General features: G+C 60.0%; 12 protein-coding genes and 5 pseudogenes. 9 read left to right on the forward strand and 8 right to left on the reverse strand.

The genetic code is table 11. From position 1 onward, the window contains the following. The 4 genes from MF134_RS14210 to MF134_RS14225 all read right to left on the reverse strand — a co-directional run bounded on the left by MF134_RS14210 (position 1) and on the right by MF134_RS14225 (position 4,703). Positions 1-1,104 carry an ABC transporter permease gene (locus MF134_RS14210; protein ID WP_457589994.1) on the reverse strand — a complete coding sequence of 368 codons (1,104 nt, stop codon included), beginning with the start codon at positions 1,102-1,104 and terminating at the stop codon, positions 1-3. An 85-nt stretch (positions 1,105-1,189) separates the two neighbouring features. Then, positions 1,190-2,566 carry a CmpA/NrtA family ABC transporter substrate-binding protein gene (locus MF134_RS14215; protein WP_255340128.1) on the reverse strand — a complete coding sequence of 459 codons (1,377 nt, stop codon included), beginning with the start codon at positions 2,564-2,566 and terminating at the stop codon, positions 1,190-1,192. Between the two features lie 416 nt (positions 2,567-2,982). Then, the gene (locus MF134_RS14220; RefSeq protein WP_255340129.1) at positions 2,983-4,113 is read right to left on the reverse strand and encodes a CmpA/NrtA family ABC transporter substrate-binding protein; all 1,131 of its coding nucleotides are present in this window, start codon (positions 4,111-4,113) and stop codon (positions 2,983-2,985) included. After that, positions 4,113-4,703 (reverse strand): ANTAR domain-containing response regulator, encoded by a 591-nt coding sequence (locus MF134_RS14225; RefSeq protein WP_255340130.1) that lies wholly within the window; start codon positions 4,701-4,703, stop codon positions 4,113-4,115. The genes MF134_RS14220 and MF134_RS14225 overlap by 1 nt, the downstream gene beginning before the upstream one ends. Positions 4,704-4,899: 196 nt before the next feature. On the opposite strand from MF134_RS14225, the pseudogene MF134_RS14230 reads away from it, so the two are divergent. The 5 genes and pseudogenes from MF134_RS14230 (at position 4,900) to MF134_RS14250 (ending at position 12,072) form a co-directional block, all read left to right on the forward strand. Next, a pseudogene (locus tag MF134_RS14230) lies at positions 4,900-6,025 on the forward strand (IS256 family transposase). Between the two features lie 529 nt (positions 6,026-6,554). Continuing rightward, positions 6,555-8,492 carry a GDSL-type esterase/lipase family protein gene (locus MF134_RS14235; RefSeq protein ID WP_255340131.1) on the forward strand — a complete coding sequence of 646 codons (1,938 nt, stop codon included), beginning with the start codon at positions 6,555-6,557 and terminating at the stop codon, positions 8,490-8,492. 22 nt (positions 8,493-8,514) lie between these two features. After that, on the forward strand, positions 8,515-10,818 hold the full coding sequence (locus MF134_RS14240) for a hypothetical protein (protein WP_255340132.1): 2,304 nt from the start codon (positions 8,515-8,517) through the stop codon (positions 10,816-10,818). Further along, entirely contained in the window at positions 10,815-11,303 is a 489-nt protein-coding gene (locus MF134_RS14245; protein WP_255340133.1) for a hypothetical protein, read from the forward strand. The genes MF134_RS14240 and MF134_RS14245 overlap by 4 nt, the downstream gene beginning before the upstream one ends. Before the next feature lie 172 nt (positions 11,304-11,475). Next, positions 11,476-12,072: a hypothetical protein gene (locus MF134_RS14250; RefSeq protein ID WP_255340134.1), complete on the forward strand. Its 597-nt coding sequence runs from the start codon at positions 11,476-11,478 to the stop codon at positions 12,070-12,072. Here MF134_RS14250 and MF134_RS14255 read toward each other — a convergent pair. Then, entirely contained in the window at positions 12,014-14,827 is a 2,814-nt protein-coding gene (locus tag MF134_RS14255) for an amidohydrolase family protein (protein ID WP_255340135.1), read from the reverse strand. The two genes, MF134_RS14250 and MF134_RS14255, sit on opposite strands and share 59 nt — an antisense overlap. Then, positions 14,827-17,493, reverse strand: a complete 2,667-nt coding sequence (locus tag MF134_RS14260; protein ID WP_255340136.1) for a hypothetical protein — start codon at positions 17,491-17,493, stop codon at positions 14,827-14,829. The genes MF134_RS14255 and MF134_RS14260 overlap by 1 nt, the downstream gene beginning before the upstream one ends. Positions 17,494-18,120: 627 nt before the next feature. On the opposite strand from MF134_RS14260, the pseudogene MF134_RS14270 reads away from it, so the two are divergent. Together MF134_RS14270 and MF134_RS14275 are read left to right on the forward strand one after the other, a co-directional pair. Then, positions 18,121-18,641: pseudogene (locus tag MF134_RS14270) on the forward strand (IS5 family transposase); the annotation flags it as partial. Between the two features lie 168 nt (positions 18,642-18,809). Next, positions 18,810-19,348: pseudogene (locus MF134_RS14275) on the forward strand (transposase); the annotation flags it as partial. A 456-nt stretch (positions 19,349-19,804) separates the two neighbouring features. Here the strand turns inward: MF134_RS14275 and MF134_RS24025 are convergent. After that, positions 19,805-19,936: pseudogene (locus tag MF134_RS24025) on the reverse strand (DUF6538 domain-containing protein); the annotation flags it as partial. Between the two features lie 149 nt (positions 19,937-20,085). Continuing rightward, positions 20,086-20,340 (reverse strand): annotated as a pseudogene (locus MF134_RS24030) (methyltransferase domain-containing protein); the annotation flags it as partial. A 269-nt stretch (positions 20,341-20,609) separates the two neighbouring features. Between MF134_RS24030 and MF134_RS14280 the strand changes: the two are divergent. Both MF134_RS14280 and MF134_RS14285 read left to right on the forward strand, forming a co-directional pair. Beyond that, the gene (locus tag MF134_RS14280) at positions 20,610-21,716 is read left to right on the forward strand and encodes an IS110 family RNA-guided transposase (RefSeq protein ID WP_255340137.1); all 1,107 of its coding nucleotides are present in this window, start codon (positions 20,610-20,612) and stop codon (positions 21,714-21,716) included. 270 nt (positions 21,717-21,986) lie between these two features. Beyond that, positions 21,987-23,063, forward strand: coding sequence for an IS5 family transposase (locus MF134_RS14285; RefSeq protein ID WP_255340138.1), 1,077 nt, complete (start codon positions 21,987-21,989; stop codon positions 23,061-23,063). The last annotated feature ends 12 nt before the right edge of the window (positions 23,064-23,075 follow it).

Below are 23,075 nucleotides of genomic sequence, written 5' to 3' on the forward strand. Positions count from 1 at the left end.
TCAGCGGGTCGATGAGAAGGTGAAGGCGGACTGCAGCGCGGCCATGATCCGGTCGAGGATGAAGCCGACGATGCCGATGGTGATCACCGCGACGATGATGCGGGCGAGCGAGTCCGAGGATCCGTTCTGGAACTCGTCCCAGACGAACTTGCCGAGGCCGGGGTTCTGGGCGAGCATTTCGGCGGCGATCAGCACCATCCAGCCCACACCGAGCGAGAGGCGAAGGCCCGTGAAGATCAGCGGCATCGCCGAGGGCAGCACCAGCTTGGTGATGGTCTTCGAGGTCGGCAGCTGCAGGACCTTGCCGACATTGACGAGATCCTTGTCGATCGAAGCGACACCCAACGCGGTGTTGATGAGCGTCGGCCAGAGCGAGCAGAGCGTGACGGTAATCGCCGAGACGACCATGGATTTGGGCAAGGCGTCGGACGCGTTCACGTAGAGCGCCGAGACGATCATCGTGACGATCGGCAGCCAGGCGAGCGGCGAGACCGGCTTGAAGATCTGGATCAGCGGGTTCAGCGCGCCGTTGATGGTCGAGGAGAGGCCGCAGGCGATGCCAAGCGGAACCGCGATGATTGTCGCGAGCAGGAAGCCGAGGAAGACGGTCTTCAAACTGGTGAAGATCTGCTCGGGATAGGTCGGCGCGCCGGTATAGTCGCGGATGCCCACCCGGTCGGCATGGCCGGCCTCGATGAGCTTCTGATTGCGGATTTCCTGGCGCTCGTAGAAGGCGGCCTTGTCGGCCTGGGTGCGCTGGTAGTCGCCATAGAGCGATTCGACCTGCTCCCAGACCTGGACCGGACCGGGCACGGAGCCGAGGGAGGTCTGTACCTGCGGGGCGAGCGTCGCCCAGACGATCAGGAAGCCGAGGATGCCGATGAGCGGCACGCCCAGGCCTTTCCAGAGGGCCTGCAGGTTCGATCGCGCATCGTCGCCGGCAGCGATCTTGGCGAGCGGCACGGACCAGCCAAGGCCAATGGCGGTCAGGGGACCAGTCGCGCGGGTGATGCGGGCGAGGCGTTTTTCGCGCTTCAAGACCTTCCGCTCGTCGGCGGAAAGCTCGTGGCCCATGAAATCGGAGGCGGTGCTCATGTCAGCCATGTCCTCGGGTCGGATCGGATGGTTGCTCGCGTGGACACGGCGGGGATGATCCGCCATGCCCGATCGCGTCAGATTTTGGATGGGTTCAGTTGGAGAGGCTCGCGACGTCCTCGTCGCCCTTCAGGCCAATCTCGAACCTGCCGAGATAGTCGTTGGGCTTCCTGCCATCATATTCGACGCCGTCGATGAACTCGGCCGTCGCAGGCTTGTAGCCGTCGGTCTCGGGGACCTCGGACGCATCGAGATAGCCGTCATCGATGAGGGAGTCGGCCGCCTGCTTGTAGATGTCCGGGCGGTAGACCTTTTGCGCGACCTCGTCGTACCATTCGTCGGACTTGGCTTCGGCGATCTGGCCCCAGCGGCGCATCTGGGTGAGATACCAGACGGCGTCGGAATAATACGGATAAGTCGCGTAATAGCGGAAGAAGACGTTGAAGTCCGGAACCTCGCGCTTGTCGCCCTTCTCGTATTCGAAGGTGCCGGTCATGGAATTGGCGATGACTTCGGCGTCCGCGCCGACATATTCCGGCCGCGACAGGATCTGGACGGCTTCCTCGCGGTTTTCGGCACTTTCGTCCAGCCATTTGCCGGCGCGGATCAGTGCCTTGGTGACGGCGATGGCGGTCTGCGGGTTTTCCTCGACGAAGCTGGCAGTCATCCCGAAGACCTTCTCGGGATTGTTCTTCCAGATCTCGTAGTCCGTGATGACCGGAACGCCGATCCCCTTGAACACCGCCTGCTGGTTCCAGGGTTCGCCGACGCAGTACCCCTGGATGGTGCCAGCCTCCAGCGTCGCCGGCATCTGCGGCGGCGGCGTGACGGAGAGAAGCACATCGGCCTTGACCTGGCCGGACGTGTCGGACGGTGTGTAGTAGCCGGGGTTGAGCCCGCCGGCGGCAAGCCAGTAGCGAAGCTCGTAATTGTGGGTCGAGACCGGGAAGACCATGCCCATGTTGAAGGGCTTGCCCTGGGACTTGTACTGATCGACCACCGGTTTCAGGGCCTCGGCCGAAATCGGATGGACCGGCAGGCCCTCGTCGTTCTCGGGGATGTGTTTCTTCATCTCAGCCCAGACCTCGTTCGACACGGTGATGCCGTTACCGTTGAGATCCATGGAAAAGGGCGTGACGATATGAGCTTCGGTGCCGAAGCCGATGGTCGCCGCGAGCGGCTGGCCGGCCAGCATATGCGCGCCGTCGAGTTCGCCGGTGATCACCCGATCGAGCAGCACCTTCCAGTTCGCCTGGGGCTCCAGCGTGACGTAAAGCCCTTCATCCTCGAAGAAGTGCTGTTCCTTGGCGATGGCGAGCGGCGCCATGTCGGTCAGCTTGATGAAGCCGAATTTCAGTTCTTCCTTTTCCGGGAACAGCATCTCGGCCTGGGCCGCCGACGTTCCAAGCCAAAGCGCAGCGCCCGCGGCGCCGAGAAGAGTGCGTCTGGTGATCGAGTTCAGGATGGGCATGCGCATAGCTCTCCCGTTGCCCGGAGCGGAGATCCGCCGGCGTGGTGGATTTTGGAACGAAAAAAGGCTGCCCGACCCATCGACGCCAATGGAAATTGGCGAATCTACGAGGATCGGCAGCCTTGCCAGGGACGCCCGCCTTTGGACGTCAAAATACTCAGCGACCTGCGCCGCTTCGTGTCAGAAGACGATAGTCATTGAGATACCGACCGTCTTCTGAGCCCTATTCTTAGAACAATGACAGCCTTGTTGCAACGCGAAATCGGCAATTTCTGCAAATTATCTGCCCTTCTGCTGTGTGTGCCTATTTTCTTGCCATTTTGCTTTTGCGCTGCGCACAATCTTTGGCGTAGCATTGGGCAGCGACCCATCAGGCGCGCAAAAAACGAGTGCCCAACGGACCGGCCGGCAGTACATCAGACGTCGAAGAGTCCATGCGGTTTGTCGTCGTCTCCGTCGCCCAGAGCTGAGAGCATCACGTCGGGCGCCGCCCCGCCGGCGGCCTTGGCGAACAGATCCGGGCGGAAGGTCCTGCCTGCGATCTCTCGACCCGCCTCCGACATCGGCGCATCGTGCCAGCGGGCCATCTGCCGATAGAGCCAGCGAGCGTGACGCGGGTCGGGCCGGTTCGCGTCCTTACCCGCAAAAACCATGAAATCCGGGATAGCCCGCACCTCGCCGGGCGCGATTTCGAGCATGCCCCGCAATCCGGGCAAGAGGGTCGCCGCGTCGACCGAGAGACGATCGGGTCCGGCGAGGAGGCCCGCCAAACGCTCATGGTTTTCCGGGGCGGAACACCATTCTGCGGCGTCGAGGAGCGCCTGGATCAGCGCAAGCAGCGCCTCGGGATTTTCGTCGGCAAAGGCTTGCGTTACCCCGAGGACCTTTTCGGGGCCGCGCCGCCAGATTTCCGCCCGGCTGGTCACCATGCGCCCGGCGCCGCGCCGCACGGCGATCGTCCCCCAGGGTTCCCCGGCGCAGAAGCCGTCGATGCCACCGCCGGCGAGTGCATCGGGCATCAGGGGCGGCGGAACGACGGTGATTTCCACGTCGCGATCGGGCTCGATGCCTGAGGCCGCCAACCAGTAGCGCAAATCGTAATTGTGGCTCGAATGGGGATGGACGACCGCAAAGCGCAGGGCCGGCCGGCCGTTGTCCGCCAACTGGCCGATCGCCTTGGCCAGCGCCTGACCGGAAGCTCCCGGGGTCGCCTCGAAGCCTGCCGGCGCGAGGGAGGCCATCGCTTGGGCCAATTCGTTCGACACCGTGACCCCATTACCGCCGAGTGCCAGCACCATCGGCGCCATCATCGGCACCGGAAGCGGGCCCAGCCCGAGATTGGCCGCGATCGGCATCGGGGCAAGCATGTGGGCGGCCTCGAACTGACCGACGCCAATCCGGTCGCGCACCGTCGCCCAGGAGGTTTCACGCTGGAGTACGAGGTCCAGGCCGCGTTCCTCGGCAAAGCCGAGTTCGGCGGCGGCGACCAGGACGGCGCTGTCGAGAAGCGGAACATAGCCCGCACGAATGGAGGTGGGGCGGGCCATCAATCGTCTCCGAGAAGATTGTAGGCGTTGACGAGATTGGCGGCCACTTCTCCGATCCGGCGGTTCTCGTTCATAGCGGTGCGGCGCAGAAGCTTGTAGGCCTGATCCTCGTCGAGCTTCTTCGCCTTCATCAGAATACCCTTGGCACGGTCGATCACCTTGCGCTCCGCCAGTTCCGAGCGGGCCTCGGCGAGCTCACGAGACAGCCGCGAGACCGCGTTGAAGCGCGAAATCGCCATGTCCAGGATCGGCTTGATCCGCTCCTTCTTCAGCCCGTCCACCACATAGGCCGAAACCCCTGCCTCGATTGCCGCTTCGATGGAGGCCGCATCGGAACGGTCGACAAACATCGCCATTGGCCGCTTCACCACCCGCGAGACCTGGAAGAAGTGCTCGAGCTGGTCGCGATTCGGGTTTTCGAGATCGACGACGATCACGTCCGGTTCGAGCACCTCGATGCGCTTCACGAGACCCGCGACGGTGGTGACGATGGACACCTCCGAGTGTCCGGCCTCGCGCAGCCCCTCCTCGATAATCGAGGCGCGAAGACCGTTATCGTCGACGAGAAGGATGGTCAGCGGCTGCGACATGCCCGGGATATTGCACCTGCGAAGAGCGAACGTGCAACATCGTATTGCACATTATCTGGGCCTGTCTGCAAATTAGGCGGAAAGCCGACGTCTTCGTTCGGCCGGTCACGTTCCAACGACTGGGGTAGCTGAGCGGTCACCGGGGGTCCGGCGATAGGGTCGAGTTGCGGTACGCAGCCGAACCGAGGACTCCCCGATGACCAAACCCATGATGGACCTGCGCGCCCTTGTCGAACAGAGTGCCGACGCAGACATTCTTCGCGAGATGATCGGCTTTGCCGCCGAAGGGCTGATGGAACTGGAGGTCAGTGCCGCTACCGGTGCGGCCTGCGGCGAGAAGAGCGTCGATCGGCTTGCTCAGCGCAACGGCTACCGCGACCGCGATGGCAGACCCAGGCCGGCAATGTAGAGCTGCGGATCCCAAAGCTGAGGACGGGCTCCTACTTCCCCTCGTTCCTCAAGCCGCGCCGCGCTGTGGAAAAGGCGCTCGTAGCCGTCATTCAGGAGGCGTATGTTCATGGGGTATCGGCCCGCTCCATGGACGACCTCGTCCACGCCATGGCGGCGCCGGCGTCAGCCGTAGCCAGGTTTCCGGGCTTTGAGAGGAGATCGACGAACGCGTCGACGCCTTCCTGACCCGGCCGATCGAGGGCGAGTGGGTCTATCTGTGGATCGACGCCACCTATCTGAAGGTTCGCCAGGCTGGCCGCATCGTCTCCGTCGCAGTCACCATCGCCGTCGGGGTCAACCGCGATGGGCGACGCGAAGTTCTCGTCATGGCGATCGGTCCGTCCGAGGCTGAACCGTTCTGGACGGACTTTCTTCGTGGTCTCGTCCGACGCGGCCTCAAAGGCGTGAAGCTGGTGATCTCCGACGCCCATGAAGGCATCAAGGCTGCTGTCGCTCGCGTCCTGGGCACGAGCTGGCAGCGTTGCCGGGTCCACTTTCAAAGAAGCGCCCTGGCCCATGCCGGCGAGAACAGCCGGCGCGTTGTTGCCGCCTTTGCCCAGAACGATCATGTCAGTGCCAAGAAGCAATGGCGTCAGGTCGCCGATCAGATGAGGGGGAAGTTGCCGAAACTGGCCACTCTGATGGATGACGCGGAGGAAGACGTCTTCGCCTACATGACCCTCCCGCAGCAGCATCGGGCGAAGTTGCACAGCACAAACCCGATCGAGCGGCTCAACGGCGAGATCAAACACCGCACTGATGTCGTCGGCATCTTTCCAAACGAAAAGGCGATCACGCGGCTCGTCGGCGCCATCCTCATGGAGCAGAACGAGGAATGCGCCGTCCAGCGCTCGCGATACATGACGCTGTAAACTCTCCCTCCCGCCTGCGATGATTCCATCATCAGCCTGCACGCTGCATGACAGGCTGATCAGCTCGACCTCGCCGGTGACATCCCCAGAGACCAGCGTCAGCTACACCACTTCCTGAGACGCGATCGACGAACATGTCGCTTGGTAAGACTGCCGCAACGCTATTATAGCCATATCAAATGGTTTATGTTACCAGTGATTGTATAGGAAGTGTAGCGCCCCATTTGCATTGGGAGCATTGCTGATGTCTTTCTCGAAAGCCATTTCTGTAGATGAATTGGAACGGATGCTTCTGGATCCGCAGGTTCCGGACCATGAAATTCGTCCGTACCTGATGCCCGACGCCAGCGCCAGCAGCGCATTCGCGCCTCGGGTCCGGGTCAATCCGTCGCGAATTGCCGGAGTCGGCCCAGCCCAGGGCGTGCGACCGCAATCCGCCTTGCTTCTTAATGCCCTCAATGCCGCTGATCGCTGGCGGCGGCAGAGGCGTTATCGCGACCGGGTGCCCAGCTGGACGGGACCCCGGATCGTGTCGGAGGGAGATTCCTGGTTCCAGTATCCGTTTCTGCTCGACGACGTCGTCGACCAACTCGACACCGATTTCGCCATCTTCAGCCTCGACGCGGCGGGCGATACGCTCGCTGACTACCGCAAGCAGGATGAGCTCGTCAGTGCGGTTTTGACCGAAAAGCCTGATGCGGTGATGCTTTCGGGCGGCGGCAACGATCTGTTGGGCGGTGGTCGCATTCGCCATGTTGTCGAACCCTTCGCGCCGGGGCGACCGGTCGAAAGCTACTTGCAGGCCGTCTTCGACCGCCGCCTGGCAGAGGTGCTTGACGACTATCAAAGGGTGTTGTCGGGTGTGGCGGCGGCCGCACCCGATACGCCAGTCTTCATCCATAGCTATGCCCATGCCGTGCCCGATAGCGGCCGCTGGCTCGGCGAGCCGTTGGCCAGCCGCGGCATTGTCGATGAAGGGCTGCAACGGGAGATCGTGGGCCTCATCGTCGACCGGTTTCATGCCGCGCTCGAAGCGTTGCTGGCCGATCCCGTCTTCGGACGCCGAGTCACGCTGGTCGATTGTCGCGACGCGGTCGCCGACGATCTGTGGTACGACGAACTGCATCCGAAGGACCAGGGCTTTGCCGCAGTCGCCGCGCGGTTTCGCTCCGCCATGGCGGCGGTGGGTCCGAGACGGTCGTCCCGCGGCGTGCTCGCGAGCGGGCTGCCGGCCACGGTCGGTGCGGGTGCCTCGAAGGGTAAGCGATCTCCTGTTGGCGACGCGGTCCTTGCCCTGGCCGCGACCTATGACGAGATGGTGCTGTGCCGGGAACTTGGCCGTCAGATGACACTTGCTGGCGTCGGTCGGGCGGCCTCGCCGCCGGGCGCCGCGCTCGACATGCCCGCCGGTTCGATCGACGGGGCTTCGGACGCTCTTTATCTGCTCGGGCGCCGGGTCCTGGCGCGCATGCATCGCGAGGTCTATCGCCTGCTTTGCGGAAACGATCGCGTCGATCAAGACGATCGCACCGCGCTCCGCCATGCCTTTGGTCTCGGCCAGGGGGCGTTGGCGGCCAGCCTCGCGGGGCTCCTAGCCGGCAGCGGCTTCGGCCTGCCAGCGGCAGCGGCGACAATTGTCGCCTCTATCCTCGTCCGCCGCTTCGCTCAGTCAGGATGGGCGGAGATCTGCCTCGCCTGGGGCGAGCAGCTTGCACCTGTGGGAGACGCAAGGCCGCGCCCCGCCGGCATGCTCAGGGCCCAAGATGTTGAGGAAGTCGCTATGGCAACGAACGAACAACGCTTTTGCATCTGCATGACCAAGACGAACGTCGCGATGGGGGAGAAGGCCGCCGTCCTCGACCCCACAAAGTGGAATCCGCAGGATGTTATCCGGGTGCGCTTTCTGGAGGGCTCGCAGGCGCTACGGGACCGCGTGAAGGCCGTGGCGGAGGAGTGGGTGAGCAACGGCATGGCCAATCTCACCTTAGACTGGATCGATCAGGGCGACGCCGAAATCCGCATTGCCTTCGTCCAGGGTAACGGCTCATGGTCCTATCTTGGCACGGATTGCCGGAAGATCCTCGATCAGAGCGAGCCGACCATGAACTACGGCTGGCTGACCGATCAATCGAGCGAAGCAGACGTGCGGCGCGTCGTCCTGCACGAATTCGGCCACGCCCTTGGCCTGATCCACGAACATCAAAACCCGGAGGGCGGTATCGTCTGGAACGAGCCGGCTGTGATCGCCGATCTGTCCGGCCCGCCGAACAACTGGTCGCACGCGCAGATCCATGAAAACGTCCTCAAGCACTACGATCCACACGTGATCAGCGGGAGCAATCTCGATCCCCGCTCGATCATGATGTACCCGATCCCGGAAGCTTGGACGGTGGGTGATTTTTCGACGGGCTTCAACGACGACCTCTCCGACACCGATCGGGAGGTTATCCGCCAGGCTTATCCATGAGCGGTCGGATGCGGCGGCTGCCATGAACCCGGACGATTACGCCGTCGTGATCGGCGTTGGTCGCTATCCAACCTTGGGCGGGCGCAACCCGGCCAAAGCCAACGACCTGAAGGGGCCGGACAAGGACGCAAAGGCCGTCGCCGCATGGTTAACCGATCCGAATGGCGGGGGGCTTCCAGCCGGTAATCTCCAACTGATCCGATCCGCCAACTACGCCGATCCCTTCGATGGCGGTGGCCCGCAACCGATCGAAAACGATATCGTTCAGGCGTTTCTGACGGTCGCCGACGCGATCGAACAAAGTGGTCGCTCGGGCCGCCGGCTGTATATCTATGCTGGTGGACATGGATTTTCGCCGGAGCGTAAGCGCGCCGCACTGTTCACGGCCAATGCCGATACCTTGAACCGCGCCCATCTCTATGTTTCCGAGTATTTCAACTGGTTCGTCAATGGCGCCGGTTTCGAGCAATATGTGCTCTGGTTCGACGCCTGTTCCAGTCGTGATCGCCTGTTCACGCCGCAGCCCCCTAGCTTCCTGCCGAAATTTTCCTCAAGGGTGGCCAGAACCGTCGAGATGGCGGCCTATGCGGCCAATTTCACCCAGAAGGCCGTCGAGAATTTGATTGGCGGCCGTGTCCGCGGCGTCTTTACCCACTCTCTCTTGGAAGGGCTGTCCGGCAAGGCCATCGATTCCGCAACCGGTGCGATCACGACGGCGAGCCTCAGGAACCACCTCTTCAACGATATGCGCCGATACATGTCGCAGGATCAGATCAACGATCCCGACATTTCGACCGAGCCCGACTTCGGCGCGGTGGACGACTTCGTCCTGGTTCCAGGCCTAGCGCCGCCGGCGCCCGTCGTTCCGGTCGCGAAGGTCAAACTGACCGTGAAGGCGGATGACGAGGCCACGGAAATCCTGCTCATCAACGAAGCCCATGCGCTTGCCGCGCGAGGGCTGGGCGCGCTCGAGATCAAGGTCCCCAAGGGCCGATATCTCCTGCGAGCCAAGCTCGGCCGCGCCGAACACGAGCAACATATTGAGCTCGAGAGCGAGCGGACGATTCAACTGCCCGGCATTCAGTTCGCCTCCGCCGCACCGCTGGCCGGGACATCGCGGATCCATGAAACCCATGAGACGGCGTCGTTCGATGCCATCGCCCGGATCGACCGGGGACCGGGGGAGCGTGCCTCGCTGATGGTTATGACGCGCTGGTGGAGCGACACGGCCGAGCATCGCCGCTTCCGGGCGCCCCATTCGGGTCTCACGCTCCTCCATCACGGCAGCGAGCGGTTCGATCTCGCATCCGGGGCGAGCGAGGGAGACATCGACCACGATCGCTGGGCGACCCGGACGGTCTCGATCGACCCCGGACTGCACCGCCTGGATTTCCGGATTGGCGGAAAGACGGCCGCGTCGATGACGATCAGCGCGGTGACCAATTTTCAAACCCGTCTTTATCTGCTCTTCGGGTCCAATCCCGAGAATTCCTCCGAGCCGCGGCTCGTCGACGCTTCCGTCTTCATGTGGAACACGCTCTATACCGAGCGGCCGGAAATCGTCCGCCTGACCGATGCCGCGCGTCTGGCGCTGGCCGACGAGCGCTCGACGCTATCGCCGCAGCTTCTTCGAAGCGCGTGGGGGCGCAAGCTCAACCCGATGATGATGCTCTACGCCCTGCATCACATGCTCTTGCTGAAGCGAAAGGAGATCGAAGACACGCGCCAGAGCGTCGTGCGCGCCGGCGAGATACCCCAGGCTGCGTTGCGCCCCCTCCAGTTCGATCCAGACCTCTTCACTTTGACACTGGAGGAAGCCATGGCGGTCTTCGGCGAGGATCATCCCGACATTCGCGCGATCCGCCTTGCCGCGGCACAGGATGCCGGCTTCCTGCCGATCACCATGCCACCGATGCTTTGGCCGAGCTGGTCGCGGCTGATGGAGGCGAGCAATCGGCAGCCGCGACTGATTCCCCTCGATATCGCCGAAATGGTCGCCGAGCAGCCGCTCAGCCGCCCGCATCTCGTCTGGTTTCGCCGGCCGACCTGGCAGATCCGTCGCGGCACGCAGGTGGAGGCGATCGCGGATATCCTGAACCGCGTCGAACGTCAGGCGAGAGAGGTCGAGGCAACGCTGCCACGACCGGTCGTAGCCGGCGGCGCGGATATTGCGTTCGTCCCCGCGCTGGCGACGGATTTGGGAGGCCCCGCCCCACCAGCTCGGCCGCAGTTCGACGCCGAGATGCGGGCGCAGCTCTCCCGCGACATGGGTCTTCCGCGAGCGGTGGTCGACGCCGCCCTTGCGCGGCGCGGCGAGGGGCCATGACGACCGATCGCGCCCCGAGGCTTGATCAGGGACGGATCGTTTTCTCGGAAGGCTTGATCGTCTCCGCGCAGCGCCGGGAAACTGGTGTCGACAGGTGTCGCAATCTTGGGCTTTTGAAACTTCGGTCATGCGAAAGCGGGCGAGAAGGTCGCGATTTCATCGGCGCGGTCCCGCCTGCGGAGACGACATGGATTGGGCTTCAGACGTCAAACTGCGATCATACGATTGCGGTTCGCGTGGCGATCCACTTCCCGATGGAGGTGGCGGAGGCCACGCGCAAGGTCCTCATGGTTCCGCCAGCCTACGCCTTGGATCTTGGAACCTGCGACGGCAGAGACGAGGATGTTTGGATAATCGTCGTCGCCTTAAGGCATTCAGTCCGAATTCTGGTGGAACGCGAAAAGCTACCGGCGGCTTCGAAGGAGTTGGGATCAGACCTTGGTGATCCGGAGTTTAGCGTTTATGGGGGCTGGAGGCTTCCATGATCGTGCGAACTCGGAAATTACACCAGATCTTCAGAAGGCTGCTGCTTAGGAGAGGTGAGTACCGCGACTGCCGGCCTCACCGTGTGGAGGACTTAATCACGATCTATTTGAACGCTGTAATCGAAAATAGGTACTCGCGATTTGAGGTCTTTGAATTTACGTAAGGGAATTAATGAATAATTTCTTAAGCTTTTTTCGCGTTTTCGATCTTGCGTTTTTCGCGCCAGGCGCGTTGGTTCTCTGGCTCGCACATAGTTTAGATTATCTCGGTGCTCTCGACCCTCTTCGGAGAGCCAAGAGCCTTACTGACCCGGATGGCGTTTTCGCCCTCGCGGCCATTGTAACTGCAACTTATGCAATCGGAGTTGTTATTCACGCATTACGATCGTTGATATGGAGACTCGGCGGTAAACGTGTTTCTCAGATCGGCGGATCCAAATACTCGAAAAAGAATTCTTGGTATCTCTATCTAGAAGAACCGCAATTCAGCGAAATTCAAAATTATTTTTGGTACATGCGCGCGACGTGCGCGAACATAAGTGTGGCTTTCGTGATATGTGCGATTTTGTTCACGCCGAGTTTGTTCGACTTTCACATATCAAAAATTCTCGGGATAGTTTTCGTTCTTTTCAGCGGATGGCTCTCTTGGTCTTTGGCTGGCGACTATGACGCGGCCGGAAAGCGGCTCTGCAGCGAGCGCGAGCGCCGTTTCAATTTGCCGCAAGAAGCAGGGAAGGCTCAGACCCGTGATGAGTACTTGCGTCAGTGACATGCGTCCCGAGACGATAGGGCAGAGTGAACCGAGCTTCCATGCTGCGGGCGCGAACTCTGTCGAGCCATCGCCGCGCTTCTTCCGTCGAAAGACCTGCAAGCACCATCGCGTCATAGACCAACTGATATTCCTGGGGCAAGCTCGTACCAAAGGTCAGCGGATCGTCGGATCCTATACATATTGGCAAAAGCGGTTCATCCGCGTCGCTTCGAGGGGGCTGCATCCGCCACAAAGGATGATTTGTCAGATCACCGAGATCGCCGATAAGAAGGTTAGATGAAGGGTTAACTTCGATGGTTATCTCCCTTTGTGACAAGCTGTGGCGGATGCCTTGCTGGATTTCTGCAAGAATAGCGCCTTCGCCTTCGAGCTCCGGTTCAATCCATTCGATTTCGCGGCTACGGCGAAAGGTTGCAGCATCGGTAAGATAGGTATGAAGCAGTGAGCGGCGCCGCGCAGCTCCTTCCAAGCTCTCTCCCAGTTGAGAGATTTTTGCAATGCGCGGTGTTGGGCCATTTGGAAAGCCTGCAAGCCAAAGTTCCGTGCCATCGTGCAGGTCTTCGATCAAGTGCGACACATCCTGCTGATCGCCACGGGCATCGAATACGGTCTGAAAGAGGCGTCTGATCTCGCTTTCAATATATGTGCGCCGGGCGGGCGGCAAGACCGCGCGAGAGCGACGATACCAGGACAACTCCCAAGTGAGATCAAACAGGCGTGTTTCACGCATCATCGGCACGCGTCCCGTACTGTCGGCCCAGCGCTCGGCATCGACCCCGAGCGATATCGCATGGCCAATACGGTCGCCCTCACGCAGGTCGAAATAGGTGACGGCGTCGTCGACTAGTCGCAGACCGGTTAGGAGATGAATAAAGTCCTCGCCTGCATGGGCCGTCGTACGCAAGGGGGGAACAGTCAACTTGGCGTCGGCATATAAGCTCTGCGAAGTCTCGAAGCTCGTTTTTCGTACTGCGCGTATCAGTGGAGCTAGCACCCAGGCCGGCACGCCGAGTTCGTCCGTGCACATGTCGATGCCACGGATCATTTCGAGTGACTGTGGCCATTGCCGCAGCACGCGAATTAATATTAGCGCCTCTCGTTCTCGTTTGTTGTAGTAGTGGGCATAGCGATATCCGGACGGATTGCCGCCTGGCCGCCCCTCCTGGCCAAGCGGGTCGGCATGCGTGCCATACCAGTTGGCTGCCGGTGCACCACGCCCTGCGCTGCCACCTCGTTCCTTGATGAAATGATAAACGACGCCAATTTCGAGACCGGCCTTGGCGAGCGCTGCACGGTCTTGTCGCCCTTGGCCTGATACACCCTGATCTATCGGACGAGTCGTCTCATAGGTGCCATGCGGCGAGGCTGCGGCAACGTCCGGAGCATACTCCTTGGCCGCATTGCCGAGTTCCCGCAATTGGCAGAATAGTTCGGTCGTATTGTTTTCTGGAGCCGTGCGGATTTCCAACGATCGCAGTCCATCATCATAGCCACACACAGAAGCAGCGGAGGAAAGGCGAAGCTTATAGCTGATCGGTTTGCGAGAAGAGCGCATGCGATCGTAAAAGCGGACAAACCAAGTCAACCCTGGGGTGAGTGGGCGCTGCGTCACATGCCGAAAAAACAAGGTTTGCACGCGAACCGTCTGCCAAAGTAAAGCGGTAAAATGTCGATCGGCTTTCACTGTGTCCATGTACGCAAATGCACGGGCTAGGAATTCCATGTCGACGCTTGGTCGTGCGGTATGGCGGGCCGAGATCATGCTAGCAATGGGGTCGGCGGAAAACGCGTCATCTAGTTTTTCAGGGAATGACCGTGGGACGATCCCGGTCATCCGCCGGTAGAGGGACTGCCAGCGGCGAAAATTTAGCGGCCCGTTCTCCATCAAGTCGCCGGCTTCCATTTCAACGATTCCGTCTGACAACAGTGCACGCTCAGTGGAGCCGAGTGATGCGTCGCCTGTTTCATCAAGACAATTATCGATGAATACCTCGAACGTCTCATCAAACTTGCGCTGTTGGAGAAAAGCTGCGAGCAGGTAGCGAACACTTGCGGAACGCACCAGCCATGCTGCCATATCCCGGCCCTCGTCCAGCGACGCGCCTGGGCTTTCGAAGGCATCCCACTCAACCGTGCGGTCGGCGATTGCATGCAGTGTGGCAATCCAGAGTAAAGGAAAGTCAAGCGCCGCACCGAGATGCATGTGGGTTTCGGCAAAGCCATTATCCTGCAAATTGCGCAGCAAGGTTGGCGACAGAGTATTGATTGCTTGCGGCAGTGCCTCTCTCGTGTTTGGTAGTGCGGCCAAAAGCAATTCCTGGGGGAGCGAGAGAGATAGCCAGCGCCAGCGCCAGCGCGCCAGTGCTTCTCGAGACCGCATCGTCTCCGCGTTCATGGCTTCGACCTTGTCGGGCACATAAGGAACTGCGACCGTTCCATGTAGCATGAGAGCGGCGCGCGCAACGCGCCTTAAGTACTCGAGGAGCGGCACCGGGGTGAAATTTTTGTCTAGGCCCGCAAACCACTCCCGATCACGTAGCGCGACGACTTCGTCCACGGAGAAAGACGGTGAGCTTCGAACCATCTCGTCTTCGGCGCTGCGCCAAAGGGTTCGCGTCGGACCTGTGATCTGGGGATCGAGTGCTATGAGCTGCGAACCGAGCTTAAGTGCGCAAACGCTCGAAAACGGATAGGCCGCCATCTCCGCGACTAGGTGATCTACGGGAATGCTTGATTTGCGTGAGAAGGCCATTAGACTTGATGCTCGTCCGGAACATCGATTTCGAATAAATGCCGCGCAGACTTAGGTAAAGACGCCTTTGATATTAATTCTCGCACGGAGTTGTTATTCATTGAACTCGAGTTATCACGAATACGACGCAAATAACCGGCTTCTGATTCGATAATTTTTATTAATTGCCGTTTCTCCATTGCATATTTTGCGATACGTTCGCGCTCCTGGAGACTTAATCCATATTCCGGCAAAGTAAAAAGAACGGTTCGCACAGCCCACTCACGCAGGCGCTCACCACGTTTGGTATGCCGAGAGTTTTCTTTGATGAGTTTCTCGACATTTTCAAAAAGTAGTTGCCAGTGCTCCTTGCCAACGCCAGAAGAATTCGTATTCGTCAATCGTATTGTGGATTCGAGGCGTTTTGGAGTGTCGCCACCCAGAATTGCAGTAGCGCTGGCGATCCAGACATAAGCAAGGCGTTCAACCTGCCCGCTCGCCACCTCTCCTTGCTGGGCATAGCCGATATTGCGTATGGCGTCGTTCCAAGCATGGAGAAACAAATCGTATTCCCAAAAGGTCTGCCAATAGGGAAGCGGCCACCGCTCTCTGGCGAGACTATGGGGTCGGCCAGTGCGCTTCCATTTTACAACCGCCAGCGGTCGCCGCGCATCCGAAAAGATCTCGGCTGGCGAAAGTCGTGATCGTCCAACATAGCTATGTTCCGAAACAAGGACCAAAATGTCGTGATAGACCATGAGAGCCGACGCGCTCTCGGTGCCAAGTAGCGCTTGAACGTCAACGATGTCACGGGAACTGTCGTCTTCTCGGACTCCACGGGGAATATCTACGTCGTTGGGCTGGCGCTCTCGCACTTTTTCAAAACGCCACGCCCGATGGCCAGCGACATACAGCTGCGCAACGTAGTTCGTTTCATCACGTTCTGTGTCGATGTAGGCCAAAAGTCGCCGCTCTGAAACAGGCGCGGAGCGGACTTGGAGCGGTAGAAGGTCGAAGTCTGGAAGGCGTGGCATAGACCGTCCAAGTGCAAGCGGGACAAGTTGCCGGTCGAGCGAAGCGAGAGCGCGGTCTTCCTCAAGTGTTTGACGGCAATGTTCACCCAAAAAATCGACAAGACCGGCTTTCTCCTCGTCGTCGGCCATTTCGTAGCTAGTCATGTTATCTTTGCCGTGCCTAGTGCGTTCAACCAAATTGGAGAGTTCAATCCAAAAATCCGTTAAACGACGAAGCGGTGATTGAAGAAATTCCTTCCCGGAGTAAGCACAAGCGTTGACCCGATCTTCGCCAATACGTTCGTTCTTTTCGAAGGCGGGTTCATCTCTAAAAGAATCAATTTCGTCCGGCGACTCGAACAGTGAGAATCGACCTATCAGCAGAAAGTCGCGAAAGCTGCGAATCGGCATGCCAGCGACACGAGCATGATGCGTTTTGATCTCTCTTCCCGAGACGTTGGGAACTAAAACTTCAAGTTCAAGTTTGATTTCCTCGAGCAGTTCATGAAGCAGGAGTTTGTTTGCAACCTCTTTGCCAAGCGGGCGGAAATTGAGCCCCTGGCGTGCGGAATGCTGTTCGAGGTGAACCCGCTGATTGGGCGGAACGAGCTTTCGCAGCGCGTTGGAGGCGATCTCCCCCGCGGCCGCGCCAACATCTTCAGGAATGATGGGGAGGAGCCGTGGATCGGCATGGTGCGTTGCGCGCACCATGTCGCCCGCGACCTTCATATTGAGCATGTAGCGGGCTATCCCAACGTCGCCCAAAACGAGACCAAACAAGCGAGGTACGAGGATCATTCGCATCAGCCGCAAGATCGGCAGGCACATTGAAGCGTTGATGTCGAAATCGTCGATCGGCAGAACAAAAATCGGTCCGCGATTGTTGGCGTGCGGCATATTAATATCAGAGAATGCGACACTATCCGCAATCTTATCAAGCACGCCAGCCATGCGCGTGAAAAGGCTAAGCCTCGCGCGTTCCGCGCGCATGACCTCCACGGCATAGACATCTGGATCAAGATGGCCGGCCCGGCTGTCAAGATTGCCATCCCACGCCAAGGCGACATCGGTCTGAAGGCGGCTGAGTTCGGCCAATGCGTCTTGAAAATCTGAGCCGCGTTCAAACAAGCCTTGCATCCGCCGCGGCGCGGTATTTTTCTCCGGTTCCGAGTTGCGTCGGGTGGCGCTATCGACGCGCGCCAGGATTGCTGCCAGCAAATTCGCCGTGTCGGGTGTTGCTTCAATATCGAGCGGCTCCAGCCAGACAACGCGATTGGCAACGTCGTTGACAGCGTTGCTGACCCGCAGTGCAGCCTCTTTCTCCGCGGCGCCGTCGCTATCTAGGGCCTCGGGATGAAACCTTTTGGAGTCTGGCTTCGTTCGACTGGCTTCTGCAAGCTCGAACGCAAGCGACAGCATAGCTGTCGTTTTACCAGTTCCGCGCGCCCCAGAGAGAAAAGCGATCCGCGAGGAGCGATTGTCGACCATCCAACTGGGCATAGCCTCAGCACTGGCCGACGCGCCATCGAGCTGTAAGACACTTTCCCGCAGCATGAATAAGATTCGACGAAAGGCATCGCGTTGTCGCGAGCCAAGTTCGACATACCGGACGGGCTTCGCCTCCTGTCTGAGGAAGGGAGCTTGGATTTCCCTCGATCGATCTTCGGTATTCATGTAAAAAAACTCCCTGTAGTGTAGTCCTGGCAAGCAGCGAGTTTTAGAATTCATTCGTCTGGTCGCGCTTGGTAAAAAATCGAAACTTGGTACGAGCGTTGGAACGATTTTTGCTATGGTTGAGCGAGTTCCCGCAATATAACCGCCGAGAATGTCTTGCCTGTCGAGCCGAGCTTCGTCGCATATTGGTATTATCACGCCTGAAGCGAGGCATACAACTCGAAGCTGAGCCTATCGACTTCAATCGCTGCGTCAACTGGACAACAAGAAAAACTCCTCGCTTTGAGCTGGCTGACATGATTCCATCGCTTTGTTGGCGATGGAGGCTCTGGACGTAGGAGCAGCGGGGCTTTTTCGATCTGGACGATTGCTATGCTGCGTTGTCGAAGGTGGGCGCCCCGCTAGAGCGGTTGTTGGCGGTCGTGGATTTCGAGATATTCCGGTCTGAAACGGGTGCCGCGCTGAAGCGCTCGGATGGTGCGATAGGCGGTTGCCCGCCGATGGACGCGGTCTTGATGTTCAAGGTGCTGGTGATCCAGGCGCTGTATGGTCTTCGGACGCCTAGGCTCAGGACCTATTAATCTGCTTCGACATCTGATTCAGTTCGGTTTTCGGATGGAGGGTCTGATGACCGGACTGTTTCTGTTGAGCAACCGCCAGATGTTGCGTATCGCCCCTTTCTTCCCGTTGCCGCACGGCGTCCCCAGGGTCGACGATCGCCGGGTCGTCAGCGGCATCGTCTACGTCATCCGCAACGGTTTGCAGTGGAAGGATGCGCCCGCTGGCTACGGTCCGCCAAAGACGCTCTACAATCGCTTCATCCGTTGGAGCCGTCTTGGCGTGTTCAACCGGATATTCGCCAGTCTTGCCACCCAAGGGCCCGAGCCGGAGCGGATCATGATTGACGCGACCCATCTCAAGGCCCACCGGACCGCGGCGAGCCTGCTCAAAAAGGGGATGTTCCCCGACGTATCGGACGCACGAAAGGCGGCTTGAACTCAAAGCTCCATGCTGTCTGCGACGGATCAGGTCGGCCGCTCGTCCTTCTTCTGTCCGAAGGCCAGACAAGCGACTATCGTGGTGCCCGGGCGATGCTTGCTCATCTTCCGCCGCCCAGAGAACTGCTTGGCGACAAGGGCTACGACGCCGTCCCCCGTGAAGAATATCGAAGCCTTTGAATTCGGCTGCTGATCAGCCGCTCCGAAGAATTGCTTTTTGCCAGTTTCAGCCGTGTGTGAGCGGAGAAACTTGCAAATTGCGTTGCGGCGGCGGGCGTGATTCCATGGCTTTCGGGTCCATGGATCGGGAGCTTCGGGATGCGTCCGAAGGAGCGGCGGGACAGCGGGCAGACGGACATGTTCCGGGCCCGGCTCGATCAGATCGTTGACATGAACCATGCGCTCACCAGGCTCGGCCGGGCGATCGACTGGCGGTTTCTGGAGGCGCGGCTCGGCGCGGTCTATACCGACGCTCCGGGTCATCCACCGCTGCCGACGCGGCTGATGGCCGGGCTCGCATCCTGAAGGCGATGCACGATCTGTCTGACGAGGCGCTCTGCGATCGCTGGCTGGAGAACCCGTACTATCAGCTGTTTTGCGGCGAAGAGTTCTTCTGCCACAGGCTGCCCTTCGACCGCTCCTCAATGACAAGATGGCGCCAGCGGATGGGCGAGGAGCGGCTGAACGCGCTGCTGCAGGAAAGCCTGGCCACCGCGACGCGCACCGGCGCGGCCAAGGCGGCCGACTTCACCAGGACCATCGTCGACACGACGGTGCAGCCCAAGCGAGCCGATCTCCGCATCGAAATCGAAAGGATCGTGGCGATAGCGCTCGTCCGTCTTCATAAGCGCTTCGGCCAGAGCCCTCAGATAGATCGGCTGCGCTTTCGCTTTCGTTGCAGCTGTGACCTCGGCACCGGTTGCCCTGATAGCTTCGGTGAGGCGAGACGCCGATGGTGTCGCCTCGCCACTCGCCTTCATACGGTCAACAGTGGCTGTGACGCGCTCGATCTCTTCCTTGGACAGGCCGACCTTCGCAAAGCGATCTCGAGCATCCTCATCGACTGAAGCATGCAGTCCATTCCGAGAAAAGTGCTGATACGCCCACCCCGTCGCCGTCTCTTCTTGGATCTCCTGCAATGGCATGAAGCCCCGTTCGCTTCGTGCGAAGTCGGCGAGAAGGGCGAGCTTTCGACGATGCTGCTCGAATGTCTTGCGGAAGAGCGATTGCAGCTGCTCCCGCGTGATCTCTGGAAGTTCGCTCATCAGAAACTCGGCAGCCATCCCGTTGAGGCAAGCCCCGAGATATCGAGCCTCCTGAGCCTCTCGGGTTCGAAGACTGAGCTTAACATGCGTCAGACCGATTCGCTCGGCGAGCGTATCCGGCAGGCGCTTGCGCCAGTAGTAGACGGCGCCTCGTCGTTCGAGACCTGTCGCGATCCCCATTTCACACTCCGTGTCACTTGGGTTGTGTCACAGCCGTGTGTCCCACTTGGAGGAATGTCTACCCAGCTGGAACGGAGCGATCAGTATTTCAATGACTTAGCTGGATTTGGCTGGGGCGGCAGGATTCCGACCTGCAAGCCCGCATATTGCTAAACTATTGAAATATTTGATTTCAGACTGCGACTCTCCACGCCAAATGTAACACCTGCGCGGCCCATGGCAATGTCCTTGAGAGGATTTACTCCGAGATCGCTCATCGACGCCAAATTCGATAATCGGGAGTTATCGGGAACGGCTCGCAACAGTTCGGTGTCTCGATCGAGACCGACAACACGACCTGTCTCCCCCACCATTTCGGCAAAAAGCCTCGTCCACGAACCGTTTGCGCAACCGAAGTCTAAAACACGATCTCCGCGAACTCATATAGCGAAACCGACCTCGGGACTTGATACTAAAGTGGTTGTTTAGCCAATGCGAGGTGGAGAAGACCGAGCCACTCGAGTTCTCGATGTTGGTCACGATAATTCCGAGTTATCGATACCAATGGAGATACGACGGCTGTGAAGTCGGTCCACAGTGGAACACACCTGCATCCTGAGACCCGATGACTGCGGGGGCCCTTTGGGCTTGGATCTGTGATGCTGACGAAGTGGGTCAGCAACGGAGAAGAGCCGTGAAGGGAAAGAGAAAGTATGTCGGCCTTGATGTTCACAAGGAGACGATCGCGGTGGCGGTAGCTGCCGGGGAGCCGGGAGGTGAAATCCGCTACCTCGGCGTCATCGCTCACACAGAGGAGGCCGTACGGCGTTTGGTGAAGAAACTTGATGGTCCAGGTATTGAGCTTCGGTTTTGCTACGAGGCCGGTCCCTGCGGCTACGGGCTTCAGCGCCACTTGGAGAAGCTCGATCAATCCTGCATCGTCATCGCCCCATCCATGATGCCTCGCCGCCCTGGCGACCGCGTCAAGACCGATCGGCGCGATGCGCAGACGCTCGCCCGTCTCTTAAGGGCAGGAGAACTCGAGGCGATTTGGGTTCCTGATGAAGCCCATGAAGCTATCCGAGATCTCGTGCGGGCGAGACGCGGTGCAAGGCAGGAGGTTACGGCCGCCAAGCAGTCGGTCCGTTCGTTTCTGCTGCGACATGATCGACGTTTTCCTGGCCGAACAGCCTGGACCAAGACCTATTGGCGCTGGTTGTCCGAGCAGCGCTTCGATTTTATTCATCAGCAACTTGTATTCGAGGAATTGAAGCGGTGCCTTCTCGAACGGCAGGCTCGCGTCGAACGGCTCGAAAAAGCTTTGGAGGAAGCCGTAGCCAATTGGCGGTTTGCGCCGGTCCTGAGAAGTCTTCAGGTTCTGCGCGGTGTCCGTCTCGTCGTCGCCGCAACATTGATTGCCGAGGTCGGCGATCTCGGTCGTTTCTCCAACCCGAAGCAGTTGATGGCATATCTCGGCCTCGTACCGTCCGAGCATTCCAGCGGCGCGCGCACGAACCGTGGACGGATCACACGCGCGGGCAATGCCCATGCGAGGACCATGCTGATCGAGGCTGGTTGGTCCTATCGGTTGCCGGCACGCGAAGAACGACGCTACCGGCAGCGTGTTGCCGATCTTCCCGATGATATCCAGGCGATCGGCTGGAAGGCGCAGGTTCGTTTATGCCAGCGGTTCCGACGGCTATCGGCCGCCGGCAAGCCGCAACCGAAGGTGAACACGGCGATCGCTCGCGAATTGGTTGGCTACGCCTGGGACATCGCACGGCGCACTCCGATGGCATAGGCGACCTGAAGTCGTTGGATTTCTGCTCGTTTCGATGGGCAGGACCATAGCCTTGGCAGGCGTGCCGCGGGCACCCGACTGTGATGGGCAATCCTCGATGTACGGTGGGGCAGGTTCGTCCAACGCCCGAGCTTAGAGTGAGGCAGGCCCAGCGACGGAAACGGGACGTGCGGTAACCAACCCGCGGATGAGAGCTTGGACGCCTCTAAAAACCTCCCCAAGCGCGGCGTTTTGTGATTCCATCGCCTTCGAAGCGATGGGAGGGCATGGATGCGCGGACAGCCAGGGTTCTGGGACATCGACGAGCGTTACGGGCGTCTGAGCGAAGCTGGCGATCCACTGGAGAAGTTGAACGCGATCGTGCCGTGGGAGGTGTTCCGCAAGCCTTTGTCGAAGGCGCTGAAGCGATCCGACGGCGCCAAGGGCGGCAGGCCGCCCTACGATCCGGTTTTCATGTTCAAGGTCCTGGTGCTGCAGGCGCTCTACAACCTGTCGGACGATCAGGCCGAATTTCAGATCCAGGACCGGTTGTCGTTCATGCGCTTCCTCGGCCTCGGGCTTGCCGACAAGGTGCCGGATGCCAAGACGATCTTGTTGTTCCGCGAGCACTTGGCCGAGGCCGGAGCGATCAAGAACCTGTTCGCGCGCTTCGACAAGCATCTCGCCAAGGCCGGCTATCTGGCGATGGGCGGCCAGATCGTGGATGCCACGATCGTCGCCGCGCCGAAGCAGCGCAATACGGAAGAGGAAAAGGCGGCGATCAAGGCCGGCGAGGTCCCTGAAGCCTGGAAGGACAAGCCTGCCAAGCTGAGGCAGAAGGATCGTGATGCCCGCTGGACGGTGAAGTTCTCCAAGGCCAAGCCGGCTGATGACGGCCAGAAGCGGGTCGATATCGCTGTTCCGGCCTTTGGTTACAAGAACCACATCGCGATCGACCGCCGGCACGGCTTCATCCGCGGATGGTCGACGACGAACGCCGCCGCCTATGATGGCGCGCAGCTCCCCAACGTCCTCGACAAGAACAACACCGGCTCGACGGTCTGGGCGGATACCGCCTATCGATCAAAGAAGAACGAAGAGTGGCTGCGGGAGAACGGCTTCAATTCGGACATTCACCGCAAGAAGCCGAAGGGTAAGCCGATGAGCGAGCGCACCTCCAAGGCCAACGCGCGGCGCTCAACGATCCGCTCGGGCGTCGAGCACGTCTTCGCCTGCGAGAAGGGCCCGATGGGTCTGGTCATCCGCACCATCGGCATCGTGCGCGCCGAGATCAAAATCGGCATGGCCAATCTCACCTACAACTTCCGACGCTTCGTCTGGCACAAGGGGCGAACTGCGCCTGCATGACGGCGAAATCGC

Source organism: Jiella marina (genome assembly GCF_024359545.1).
In the GTDB taxonomy this organism is placed as follows: domain Bacteria; phylum Pseudomonadota; class Alphaproteobacteria; order Rhizobiales; family Rhizobiaceae; genus Jiella.